The organism is Streptomyces sp. NPDC107562 (assembly GCF_055657325.1).
Window position 1 is genome coordinate 1 of the sequence record NZ_JBVKBE010000014.1, and the last position, 11,124, is coordinate 11,124.

The window sequence follows — 11,124 nt, forward strand, 5'->3', positions numbered from 1 at the left end:
CCATGACCCACGACACCGAGCACACCCCCCGCCGGACGGAGTCCGGCACGCCGCCGAAGGCGGCCGATGAACACAGCCCCGGACGGCTGGGAGGCCAACCACGCCGTGCTGGCCCACCTGGCCGAACACCGCATCCGCTGGACCCCATGACCCACGACACCGAGCACACCCCCCGCCGGACGGAGTCCGGCACGCCGCCGAAGGCGGCCGATGAACACAGCCCCGGACGGCTGGGAGGCGAACCACGCCGTCTTGGCCCACCTGGCCGAACACCGCATCCGCTGGACCTCATGACCCACGACACCGAGCACACCCCCCGGCCCCTGCCTCGCCCTCGCCGGACGCGTCCGGCGCAGGTCTGGTGTTCTGGGGCAAGGGCCCCCTTGCGCGGGCGCGAGAGAATTGAGGGTGGTCCACCCTGGACGGGTGGTGCCGTCGGAAACGTACGAGGAGGAGATGAGGACATGGCGGAGCCCACGCCGCGTCGGAACGAACCGCGGCTACGCCCCGCGCCCCTGCTCTTCGAGCCCGCGGAGGCGGCCTCCGATCCGGAGCACTTCTTCGACCTGGAGTCCCTCGACGACCCCCGGACGCTGCTGGCCCGGGCCACGGAGCTGACGCAGGCGTTCCGTGCCGCCGCCGACCGCGCGGTGGAGTACCAGGCCATGGCCGCGGCCCAGCTCGCCGACCCGCGCCGGTTCGACCGGCTCACGGCGGCGGACATCGCCGAGCGGGCCGAGTGGACCGAGGACTACGCCAAGAAGATGGTGGAGTTCGGCCGGGACCTGCTGCGGGGCGTGGAGGCGCGGGGTCCGGATCCCGTCTGAGGGCGTGCGCCGCGGGTCATCAGCGACCGGACGCCGCCCGCGCCGTCGCGACCACCCTTTCGGCATATGCCGACCGGGCAAGGTACCCCTTGTCGTCCGTCCCTGTCCCAGTTTCCGGCAACCCAGGGAAACGCGACGTTCACTCCCGGTACCTGTAGATGCCATGAGCAGCAGCACAGTGACCTCGGACGGCGCCGCCTGGCTCGCCTCGGCCGGAACGTATCCGCGTAGCACCCGCGCCCTGTGGGAGGAGCGCCCCGAGGCGCCCGTGGTGCTGCCGTGCGGCTCCGCCTTCGACGTCGTGAGCGCGCCCGCGATCTTCGGACGCGCGATGCTGGACCGCTTGTGGGACGACGGCCCCGGCTCGGGGCCGGTGGCGGTGTTCCGGGGCCGGATGCTGCTGTTCGCCGCGCCGGGCACGGCACAGCGGCTGCCGTCGCTGATGGAGTGGGAGGAGTGGGCGTCCACGGGCCCGGCCGCCGCCGGCCGTACGGCCGCCGTCCCTCCCCTGCTGTGCCACGGCACCGGCGACGCCGTGACCGTCCCCGCCCCCTCCGGTACGGATGCGGACACGGCGTCCGGATCCCGTTGGCTCGTCGCCCCCGACACCCGCCACCCCTGGCTCCCAGGCCCCGAGATCCTGCTCTGGGCGGCGGTCCGAGCGGCCCGCTCGACGGTGCGGATATCGATTTTTCCTCCCCCCGACCTGGATGCTAAGGTCTACGACGTCAGCAGGCGCCGCTAGCTCAGTTGGTTAGAGCAGCTGACTCTTAATCAGCGGGTCCGGGGTTCGAGTCCCTGGCGGCGCACGACAACGAGAAAGCCCCTCGCGGACGCGGGGGGCTTTTTTCTGCCCCGCCGCAGTCGCCACCCGTTCGCGCGACCGCTACCCGCTCGCGATCTTCACCGTCCATCCCCCGGACGCCGTGCGCCCCTCCACGTCCAACCGCACCGTCGTGCCCGGCACGGTGAAGCTCTCCCCGAGGGCGACCGGCGCGTCCGCGAGGGGCGGATACACCGAGCCCTCCCAGCACGCCTCGGTGTGCGGGTGGGCGTCGACCACCTGGACCGGGCCGCCGCCGGACTCGGCACCGGCGTGCACGCGGTAGACGAGGACGCCCTGGCGGCAGCTGTCCTGGTCGTTGCCGACGGAGCCGCGGGCCTCGATGGCGAGGGCGCTGTCGGACCCCGTACGCACGACGGCGAGCTTGGTCCCGCGCCCCAGCCCGAAGGCGGGGGCACCGGCCTGGGTGGTGGAGGGCAGTCCGGGCGCGGCGCCGAGCGACTCCAGCGTGAGCCGCACGGGGGTGCCGCCCCGCACACAGACCACCTGCCGGGGCTCCAGCCAGCCCAGCTTCCACTTGTGCCAGCCGAACAGATCCGGGGCGAGTCCGAATTGGCTGCCCATCAGGTCCCAGTCACCCACATGGGTGTCCCAGTCGCCCTTTCCGTCGTCCGGGCGGTGGTAGAGGTCCGGCAGGTCGAAGACGTGGCCGGTCTCGTGGGCGAGGACGAGCCGGTCCGGCGGGTGGTTCTCGAACACGGTGACGACCCGGCGGATGTCGGTGCCGTCGGCGCGCAGCGGGGTGTCCAGGTTGACGACTTTCGTGGCGTCCGAGTCGACTCCCGGCGCGTGCGGGTCCGCGACGAAGTAGACGACGTCGTAGCGCGAGAAGTCGACCTGGCCGTCGGCGACGGCGAGCGCGTCCCGCAGATAGGCGGCCCGGTGGGCGGCACCCCAGTCGCGCTGTATGGCGTACGCGGTGGAGGGACGCGGCATCCGGATCCAGTACGGCAGCGGGTGGGAGCGCAGCCGGAACTTGCCGTACGAGGCGCGTTCGAAGTAGTGGCTGGTGGCCGGGAAGTGGTCGGCCGCCAGCTCGGCGGGGGTGGTCAGCGGGCGGGCGTCCGGGAAGGACAGGAAGACCATCACCGCGTCCAGCGTGCCGGCCGGCCGTGGATAGGCGGCGTTCCAGGTGTCCAGGCCCTCGGAGTGGTGGGCCTGGGTGCGGGCGAGGGCGCAGGGTGCGGCCGCGAAGGGCTCGGCGACCGACGGGCAGGCGATCAGGGAGGTCGCCGCCACCGCCGACAGGGTGGTGAACACGGCCGCGGTGCTGCGCAGTCGGGGGCGGGCGGCGACGCGGCCGAGCCCCTCGAGGGCCTCACGGGTGCGTTCCCCCAAGGGCAGCTGGCGCGGCACATGGACCTCCGGATGCGGTTCGCGGGACACCGCATCCAGACTGTGTGAATTTATTGTTGTATGCCCTGTTTGCCTGCACCGGACGAGTGAGAGCGACCGAGGCCGAACGGGGTCACCAAACCGGCCGACACCCCCGAACCGCTCACGGTCCGTCACAATCGGTCGAGGGACGGGAGAACCGGGTCTCAGGCGGGCAGAAACGATCTGTCAGGAGGGCGGGCCCTTCCGCGCGTGTTCCGCGACACTGGACAGTGGGCTGCGAGCGGCGGGAGCTGCCCTCTATGATCGGCACACTTTCCTGACCCTTTCCTGCCCGGACAGAGATCGAGCAGAGATCGAGCAGATCGAGTGCACTGCGGGAGCGAGCGGTGAGCGGAACGTCCGAAGGGCCGACGCCCGCGGCAGACCTCATCGGGCCGGCCGTCACAGACAGTAACCACCAGGCGTCGCGAAGTACCGGGGCCGACGCCTCCGACTCCTACCGATCCGCCTTCGCGGCCGCACCACTGGCGATGGCCGTCGTCGACCGCGAAGGCCTGGTGGTCAGCGCCAACGCGGCGCTCGCGGACCTGCTCGGCACCGGTCCCGGCGACCTCACCGGACGGGTCGCCGCCGACCTCGTCGACCTCGCCTCCGACGCCCGCACCTGGCACGCGTACCGCGAGGTGCTGCGCGGGCGGGAGGCCCGGCTGCGGTGCAGCCGACGGCTGAAGCACCCCGACGGGCACAGCGTCTGGGTGCAGGTCACCGTCGCCCCGCTGCCCGACGGCGCGCCGGGCGTGCTGCTGAGCGCGGCCGACATCAGCGCGCGCCGTGAACTCCAGGGCAGACTGCGGCACTTGCAGATGCACGACCCGGTCACGCGGCTGCCCAACCGCACCCTGTTCTTCGAGCGCCTCTCGGCCGCCCTCGACGTGGAGTCGTACACCCGCGGCGGCACCGGCCGGATCGGCCTGTGCTACCTGGACCTGGACGGTTTCAAGGCGGTCAACGACACCCTCGGCCACCGGGTCGGCGACCGGCTGCTGGCGGCCGTCGCCGAGCGGCTGGGCCGCTGCGCGGACGAGGCGGGGTACGGCAGGGCGAGCGCCCCGCTGGTGGCCAGGCTCGGCGGCGACGAGTTCGCGCTGCTGGTCGAGGACTCCACGGGCACCGAGCAACTGGCCGATCTGGCCGAGTCGGTGCTCACGGCCCTGCAGGAGCCCTTCGACCTCGCCGGTCAGCGGCTGTCGCTGTCGGCGTCGATCGGCGTCGTCGAACGGCAGGCGGCCGGCACCACCGCGACCGGTCTGATGCAGGCCGCCGACACCACGCTGTACTGGGCGAAGGCGGACGGCAAGTCCCGCTGGACGCTGTTCGACCCGGAACGCAACGCGCACCGAATGACCCGCCAGGCGCTCGCCTCCACGCTGCGCCCGGCCATCGACCGGGGCGAGTTCGTGCTGGAGTACCAGCCGCTGGTCGGGATGGCGGACGGCCGGCTCAGCGGGGTCGAGGCGTTGGTCCGTTGGAATCATCCGCAGTTCGGCATGCTGACGCCGAATCGGTTCATCGCACTGGCGGAGGAGGACGGCGCGATCGTCCCGCTGGGCCGCTGGGTGCTGGCCAGCGCCTGCCGCCAGGCCCGCCGCTGGCAGCTCGAACGCCCCGACGAACCCCCGCTGTTCGTCTCCGTCAACGTCGCCGTGCGTCAGGTCTGGGACTCGGACCTGGTCGCGGACGTCGCCGAGATCCTCGCCGAGACGGGCCTCGCCCCGCAGCTGCTCCAGCTGGAGCTCACCGAGTCCGCGGTGATGGGCTCAGCGGGCCGCCCGTTGCAGGCCCTCCAGGCGCTCAGCGACATGGGCGTCCGCATCGCGATCGACGACTTCGGCACCGGCTACTCCAACCTCGCCTACCTCAGCAGACTTCCCGTGTCGGTGCTGAAGCTGGACGGGTCCTTCGTCCGGGGCTTCCAGTACGAGGACGCGGGCACCCACGCCAGCCCGGCCGACGAGGTCATCGTCGAGGCGATGATCCAGCTGGCGCACCGGCTGGGGCTGACCGTCACCGCGGAGTGCGTCGAGACCTCCTCGCAGGCCGGCCGGCTGCGCCGGATCGGCTGCGACACCGGGCAGGGGTGGCTGTACTCCCGCCCGGTGCCGCCGGACCGCATCTCCGAGCTGCTGGCGTGCCCTTCGGGTCAGGCGGTCGGCAACCCGTAGGCGTCCGCGACGAGTTCGTAGGAACGGAGCCTGATCTCACCGCTGTGCGCGTTGGCCGTGAGCATCAACTCGTCGGCGCCGGTGCGCTTCTGGAGACCGTCGAGGCCCGCGCGTACCTCGTCCGGGGTGCCGTGGACGACGTTGGCGTTCCATGAGGTGACGAACTCCTCCTCCATCGGGCTGAATTCGTGCGCCTCGGCCTCCTCCGGCGTGGGCACGAGGCCCGGCCGTCCGGTGCGCAGCCGGATCATGCTGAGCGCGGCGGCGCGGACCTGGCGCCGGGCCTCCTTCTCGTCGTCGGTGGCGAGTGCGGAGACGCCGATGAGGGCGTAGGGCTCGTCGAGGAGGGCGGACGGCCTGAAGGACTCCCGGTAGAGGTCCAGCGCGGGGACGGTGTTCTGCGCCGAGAAGTGGTGGGCGAAGGCGAAGGGCAGACCGAGCAGGCCGGCCAGCCGGGCGCTGAAGCCGGAGGAGCCGAGCAGCCAGACCGGCGGGCGGTGCGGGGACTGCACACCGCCGGGCGAGGTGGCCTGGACGGGGCCGGGGACGGCGTGGATGCGGCGGTAGGGGTGACCGTCGGGGAAGTCGTCGTCCAGGAACCGGGTCAGCTCGGCGAGCTGCTCCGGGAAGTCGTCGGCGCCCTCGTTCAGCCGGTCCGTGCGGCGCAGGGCCGCGGCGGTGGCACCGTCCGTGCCGGGGGCCCGGCCGAGGCCCAGGTCGATCCGGCCGGGGGCCATCGCCTCCAGGGTGCCGAACTGCTCGGCGATCACCAGCGGAGCGTGGTTGGGCAGCATCACGCCGCCCGAGCCGAGCCGGATGCGCTCGGTGTGGGCGGCGAGGTGGGCGAGGATCACGGCCGGGGACGAGGAGGCGACGCCCGGCATGGAGTGGTGCTCGGCGACCCAGAAGCGGTGGTATCCGCGGGTCTCCGCGAGCCGGGACAGGGCGACGCTCGTACGCAGGGCGTCGGTGGCGGTGCGGCCCGCGCCGACGGTGACCAGGTCCAGTACGGACAGCGGGACGGGGGCGGTGCCGGGTGCGCTACCGCGGATCCCGTTCCGGTCGCGCTCCCCGCGCTCACCGCGCTCGTCGAGCTGTTCCTGCTGGTCGTGCTGCTCGTCAGGCAAGGGGTGCCTCCTGCGTCCTCGGCCGTGCGGTCTCCTCAGGACGCGAACAGGAGACGGTCCCCGCTTATTCCCCTCCGGGCGTCCGTCGAGTCCGTCGACACCCTCACCCGCACGACTCAGACCTGCACGATCGGCTCCCTGGTGAACAGCGCCCCCAGCTGCGGAGCGTTCACCCGGCGGTCCGCCAGCCGCAGCGCCTCCCAGACGGTGACCTGGTTGGCGGTCAGGACCGGCTTGCCGAGCTCCTTCTCCAGGGCCGTGATGTGGGCCGCCGTGTGCAGCGCCGTGTCCGGGAGCAGCACCGCCTGCGCGTCGGGCGCGTCGGCCGCGCGGGCCAGCGCGAAGACCTCGGCCTCGCCCCAGGTGCCGACCTCGGCCGCCGTGATGATCCCGGAGCTGCGCACCCCGGTCACCTCGATGCCGGCCGCCCCCAGGAAGTCCACGAAGAGCCTGGCCACGTCCTCGGGGTAGGTCGCCCCGACCGCCACCCGGCCCGCGCCGACCTCCCGCACGGCGTGCACGAAGGCGAAGGACGTCGAGGAGGCCGGCATGCCCGCGGCCTGCGCCAGGGTGCGCACCTGCTCGTGGGCGCCCTCCCAGCCGTGCACGAAGCTGCCGCTGGTGCACGCCCACACCACGGCGTCGGCACCGGCGTGCCGCAGCTCCTGGACGCCGGCGGCGAGGCGGGCCGGGGCGCCCATCTCGAGCAGGGCGTCCACGCGGTGCGCGTCCTCCCCGATGTCGGTGTGCACCAGGTCCACCCGGATGTCGCTGCCCAGGAGCTGTTCGATGCGCGGATAGTCGTCCTCGGCGGAGTGGCCCGGGTAGAGGAATCCCAGTGCTGTCATGTCCAGCCTTCCTGCTGCTGCTCTTCTTCCGGCACTACGGCGCCGGGGGTGTCCCCCGGCAGTACGGGACCGGTGCGCGCCGCCGGATCGATCAGCGCCTGATACGGCCCCACCGCACGGGTACCCAGTCGTCGCAGCGCCGCCCACATCGTCACTTGGTTGGCCGAGATCACCGGTATGCGCAGCTCGGCCTCCAGTTGCGGGATCACGTCGTAGGTCGGCAGGTTGGTGCAGCTGATGAACAGGGCGTCGGCGGCGCCGCGCACCGCCCGCCGCGCCATGTCCACCACCTCGCGGTAGGGCACCTTCCAGATGTGCCGGGTCAGCCCCATGAACGCGCAGCCCGTGACGGCGACCCCGGCCTCGGCGACATAGCTCTCCAGCGCCCGCGTCACCGAGACCGTGTACGGGGTCACCAGCGCCACCCGGCGTACGTCCAGCTCGACCAGGGCCTCCAGGAGCGCGCCGGAGGTGGTGATCGCCGGCACGTTGCCCGCCCGGCTCATCGCCTCGCACATCGCGCGCTCGCCGACGATGCCGCCGACGAAGCTGCCCGAGGTGCAGGCGTAGCCGATCACCTCGGGCTCGACCGCGTTCAGGGTGCGCACCGCCTCGCTCAGCGTCTCGTGCTCGCTGACCAGGCGGGCCAGGTCCAGACTCACCTCAACCGGCACGTACGGGGTGCGGGTGACGTGCAGGGACACCTCGTCCGGAACCCAGCGCCACAGCTCGCGGTCCAGCGCGAAGTCGAAGGGGGCGACGACACCGATTCCGCGTTGCGGAGCCGGTCCGCCGAGAAATGCGACGTCCATGGCAGGCACCGGCCTCACGCTCGGAGACGAGTGGGCAACGGATCGTGGGGAACGCCCGTGTTGACGACGGTAGGTTCGGGTGCGAGCGTGGTCAATCCGCCCGGATCACTCCCAGGTCAACACCCGGTTGAACCCCGTTGACATGGCGTCACCGGCCGTCGCCCCCACGGCCGGCCGCCCCCGCGAACGGCTGGAGAAACGGCTGCTCATGCCCCTTCCCACCCTGCTCGTCCTGGACGCCGAACCCCTCCCCCGGCTGGGCCGCCTCACCGGCCGCGCCCGGATCGAGCACACGGACGCGGCGGGGCTCGCCGAGCGGCTGCCGCACGCCGATGTGCTGCTCGTGTGGGACTTCACCTCGCACGCCGTGCGCGCGGCATGGCCGGGCGACGGGCCGCGGCCCCGCTGGGTGCACACCGCGAGCGCCGGTGTGGACCACCTGATGTGTCCGGAACTCGCCGCCTGCGACACCGTGGTGACGAACGCGCGCGGCATCTTCGACCAGCCGATCGCCGAGTACGTCGCCGCCCTGGTGCTGGCGATGGCCAAGGACCTGCCGCGCACGCTGGAGTTCCAGCGGGAGCGGATCTGGCGGCACCGCGAGTCGCAGAAGGTCGGCGGGGGCCGGGCGGTCGTGGTGGGCTCCGGGCCGATCGGACGGGCGATCGTGCGCACCCTGAAGGCGCTCGGCGTCACCACCGCCCTGGTCGGCCGCACCCCGCGCACCGGCGTCCACGGCCCCGGCGACCTGGACCGCCTCATGGCACGCGCCGACTGGGTGATCGCGGCGGCGCCGCTCACGGAAGAGACGCACGGCATGTTCGACAGCCGCCGGTTCGGGATGATGCAGCCCTCCGCCCGCTTCGTCAACGTGGGACGCGGGCCGCTGGTGGTGGCGGATGCCCTCGCCGAGGCGCTGGCCAAGCGCTGGATCGCGGGCGCCGCCCTGGACGTCTTCGACGCCGAACCCCTGCCGCCCGACAGCCCGTTGTGGCAGGTCCCGAACCTGATCGTGTCCCCGCACATGAGCGGCGACACCGTCGGCTGGCGGGACGAACTGGGCGCGCAGTTCGTGGAGTTGTACGAGGCGTGGGAGGCGGGGCGGCCGCTCGCGAACGTGGTGGACAAACAGCGTGGGTATGTACCCGGACACTGACGTTCCTGGGAGGGTGGATGACCGAGCTCACCGAGCTGACCGCCATACGGCTCCTCGACGGTTACCGCAAGGGCGAGTTCAGCCCGGTGGAGGCGGTCCGCGCGGCGCTGGAGCGGGCCGAGGCGATCCAGCCGGAGGTGAACGCCTTCGTCCGGCTGACCGCCGAGGACGCGCTGCTGCGCGCCCGGGAGTCGCAGGAGCGATGGCGGCGCGGTGAGCCGGACGGGCTGCTCGACGGGGTGCCGGTCACGGTGAAGGACATCCTGCTGCTGCGCGGCGCCCCGACCCTGCGCGGCTCCCGGACGGTCGATCCCGGGGGCCGCTGGGACGAGGACGCCCCCTCCGTGGCCCGGCTGCGCGAGCACGGCGCGGTGTTCCTCGGCAAGACGACGACACCCGAGTTCGGCTGGAAGGGCGTCACGGACTCGCCGGCCTCCGGGGTGACGCGCAACCCGTACGACCTGACGCGCACCGCGGGCGGCTCCAGCGGGGGCGCGGCGGCGGCCGTGGCGCTCGGCGCGGGACCGCTGGCGCTCGGCACCGACGGCGGCGGCAGTGTGCGCATCCCGGCGGCGTTCTGCGGGATCTTCGCGCTGAAGCCGACGTACGGGCGCGTGCCGCTGTACCCGGCGAGCGCGTTCGGGACGCTGACCCACGTGGGTCCGATGACCCGGGACGCGGCGGACGCGGCGCTGCTGCTGGACGTGATCGGCGGCCCGGACCCCCGCGACTGGTCGGGGCTGCCGCCGGCGGCCACGGCCTTCACCGACGCTCTGGCGGCCGGCGTGCGCGGGCTCCGGGTGGCGTACTCGCCGTCGCTGGGCGGGCAGGTGGCGGTACGGCCGGCGGTCGCGGCGGCGGTACGGCGGGGGGTGCAGCGGCTGGCGGAGCTCGGCGCGTACGTCGAGGAGACCGATCCTGACCTGACCGACCCGGTGGAGGCCTTCCACACCCTGTGGTTCAGCGGGGCCGCCCGGGTGACCCAGCGGCTCGGGCCGGAGCAGCGCGCGCTGCTGGACGCGGGGCTGCGGGAGATCTGCGCGCGGGGAGCCCGGTACACGGCGCTGGACTACCTGGCCGCGGTGGACGTCCGGATGGATCTGGGCCGCCGGATGGGCCGCTTCCACGACACGTACGACCTGCTGGTCACCCCGACCCTGCCGATCACGGCCTTCGAGGCGGGCGTCGAGGTGCCGAAGGGGTCGGGGCACCGGCGGTGGACGGGCTGGACCCCGTTCACCTACCCCTTCAACATGACCCAGCAGCCCGCGGCGACCGTGCCCGTCGGGACGGACGGGGACGGCCTGCCGATCGGGATGCAGCTGGTGGCCGCCCGGCACCGGGACGACCTGGTCCTGCGGGCCGCGCACGCGCTGTACGAGGCCGGTGCCGCCGCCGGGGTCAGGCCCGCCGGAAGCTGAGCGTCTCCCCGGCGGCGCCGGTCCGCCACAGGTCGTTGCAGGCCTCGGCCATCGCGGGCAGGCCTTCCACGATCTGCCCCCAGACGATGCCGGGGACCCAGCCGACGTCACCGTTGAGCAGCAGGTTGTTGCGTTCGTAGAAGAGCGCGAGGTCCACGACGGTGGTACCGGCGCGGACCTCGCGGTCGTAGCCGTAGGCCTGGGTGCCCAACTCCGAACCGGCAAAGGCGAAATAGCACAGATCGCCCGGAATGGGGGTGACAGTCGGATTCTCCAGGGGTGGCTCGGATGCCGCGAAGGGCGGGAAGAGTCCGTAGATCTCGTTGCGGGCGTATTTGGCGTGGTAGACGTCACCGGACAACGGGAGGGCGTCCCAGACGGCCGCGCAGGTGATCGGCGCACGGTCGTCGAGCAGCCTGGCCGTGCAGGTGACGGCGCGTTTGTCCAGCGAGACCTCGATGTAGCGATCAGCCATGGGTTCCATGGGAGTGCCCGGCGGCGGCGCGGTCAAGGGGGCCCGCGCACCCGG

The 11,124-nt window shown here is 72.9% G+C and carries 10 protein-coding genes and 1 tRNA gene; 6 read left to right on the forward strand and 5 right to left on the reverse strand.

The genetic code is table 11. The annotated features are described in order from the left end of the window. Nucleotides 1–464 precede the first annotated feature (464 nt). The 3 genes from ACZ7LV_RS30385 (at nt 465) to ACZ7LV_RS30395 (ending at nt 1,636) form a co-directional block, all read left to right on the forward strand. The gene (locus tag ACZ7LV_RS30385) at nt 465–827 is read left to right on the forward strand and encodes a hypothetical protein (protein ID WP_471943984.1); all 363 of its coding nucleotides are present in this window, start codon (nt 465–467) and stop codon (nt 825–827) included. Between the two features lie 163 nt (nt 828–990). Continuing rightward, entirely contained in the window at nt 991–1,572 is a 582-nt protein-coding gene (locus ACZ7LV_RS30390; protein WP_471943987.1) for a bifunctional DNA primase/polymerase, read from the forward strand. Beyond that, nucleotides 1,563–1,636 (forward strand) — tRNA-Lys (locus ACZ7LV_RS30395). Before ACZ7LV_RS30390 ends, ACZ7LV_RS30395 begins: the two co-directional genes overlap by 10 nt. A 77-nt stretch (nt 1,637–1,713) precedes the next feature. Here the strand turns inward: ACZ7LV_RS30395 and ACZ7LV_RS30400 are convergent. Further along, nucleotides 1,714–3,057 (reverse strand): M6 family metalloprotease domain-containing protein, encoded by a 1,344-nt coding sequence (locus tag ACZ7LV_RS30400; RefSeq protein WP_471943989.1) that lies wholly within the window; start codon nt 3,055–3,057, stop codon nt 1,714–1,716. A gap of 338 nt (nt 3,058–3,395) precedes the next feature. Between ACZ7LV_RS30400 and ACZ7LV_RS30405 the strand changes: the two genes are divergently transcribed. Beyond that, nucleotides 3,396–5,231, forward strand: coding sequence for a putative bifunctional diguanylate cyclase/phosphodiesterase (locus ACZ7LV_RS30405; protein ID WP_471943991.1), 1,836 nt, complete (start codon nt 3,396–3,398; stop codon nt 5,229–5,231). Here ACZ7LV_RS30405 and ACZ7LV_RS30410 read toward each other — a convergent pair. The 3 genes from ACZ7LV_RS30410 to ACZ7LV_RS30420 form a co-directional block, all read right to left on the reverse strand. Beyond that, nucleotides 5,210–6,283 (reverse strand): LLM class flavin-dependent oxidoreductase, encoded by a 1,074-nt coding sequence (locus ACZ7LV_RS30410; protein WP_471944269.1) that lies wholly within the window; start codon nt 6,281–6,283, stop codon nt 5,210–5,212. The two genes, ACZ7LV_RS30405 and ACZ7LV_RS30410, sit on opposite strands and share 22 nt — an antisense overlap. Before the next feature lie 191 nt (nt 6,284–6,474). Beyond that, nucleotides 6,475–7,206 carry a maleate cis-trans isomerase family protein gene (locus tag ACZ7LV_RS30415; protein ID WP_471943993.1) on the reverse strand — a complete coding sequence of 244 codons (732 nt, stop codon included), beginning with the start codon at nt 7,204–7,206 and terminating at the stop codon, nt 6,475–6,477. Then, entirely contained in the window at nt 7,203–8,018 is an 816-nt protein-coding gene (locus ACZ7LV_RS30420; protein ID WP_471943995.1) for a maleate cis-trans isomerase family protein, read from the reverse strand. Before ACZ7LV_RS30420 ends, ACZ7LV_RS30415 begins: the two co-directional genes overlap by 4 nt. 208 nt (nt 8,019–8,226) lie before the next feature. Between ACZ7LV_RS30420 and ACZ7LV_RS30425 the strand changes: the two genes are divergently transcribed. Both ACZ7LV_RS30425 and ACZ7LV_RS30430 read left to right on the forward strand, forming a co-directional pair. After that, nucleotides 8,227–9,174: a D-2-hydroxyacid dehydrogenase gene (locus tag ACZ7LV_RS30425; protein ID WP_471944271.1), complete on the forward strand. Its 948-nt coding sequence runs from the start codon at nt 8,227–8,229 to the stop codon at nt 9,172–9,174. 17 nt (nt 9,175–9,191) lie between these two features. Continuing rightward, the gene (locus tag ACZ7LV_RS30430; protein WP_471943997.1) at nt 9,192–10,595 is read left to right on the forward strand and encodes an amidase; all 1,404 of its coding nucleotides are present in this window, start codon (nt 9,192–9,194) and stop codon (nt 10,593–10,595) included. Here the strand turns inward: ACZ7LV_RS30430 and ACZ7LV_RS30435 are convergent. Next, nucleotides 10,576–11,070 (reverse strand): DUF3830 family protein, encoded by a 495-nt coding sequence (locus ACZ7LV_RS30435; RefSeq protein ID WP_471943999.1) that lies wholly within the window; start codon nt 11,068–11,070, stop codon nt 10,576–10,578. The genes ACZ7LV_RS30430 and ACZ7LV_RS30435 overlap by 20 nt on opposite strands. Nucleotides 11,071–11,124: the final 54 nt, after the last annotated feature.

Excerpts from the sequence above, each read along its gene's own strand:
- ACZ7LV_RS30385 (WP_471943984.1), top strand. The coding sequence starts at position 465 with ATGGCGGAGCCCACGCCGCGTCGGAACGAACCGCGGCTACGCCCCGCG.
- ACZ7LV_RS30390 (WP_471943987.1), top strand. The coding sequence starts at position 991 with ATGAGCAGCAGCACAGTGACCTCGGACGGCGCCGCCTGGCTCGCCTCG.
- ACZ7LV_RS30415 (WP_471943993.1), bottom strand. The coding sequence starts at position 7,206 with ATGACAGCACTGGGATTCCTCTACCCGGGCCACTCCGCCGAGGACGAC.
- ACZ7LV_RS30420 (WP_471943995.1), bottom strand. The coding sequence starts at position 8,018 with ATGGACGTCGCATTTCTCGGCGGACCGGCTCCGCAACGCGGAATCGGT.
- ACZ7LV_RS30425 (WP_471944271.1), top strand. The coding sequence starts at position 8,227 with ATGCCCCTTCCCACCCTGCTCGTCCTGGACGCCGAACCCCTCCCCCGG.
- ACZ7LV_RS30430 (WP_471943997.1), top strand. The coding sequence starts at position 9,192 with ATGACCGAGCTCACCGAGCTGACCGCCATACGGCTCCTCGACGGTTAC.
- ACZ7LV_RS30435 (WP_471943999.1), bottom strand. The coding sequence starts at position 11,070 with ATGGCTGATCGCTACATCGAGGTCTCGCTGGACAAACGCGCCGTCACC.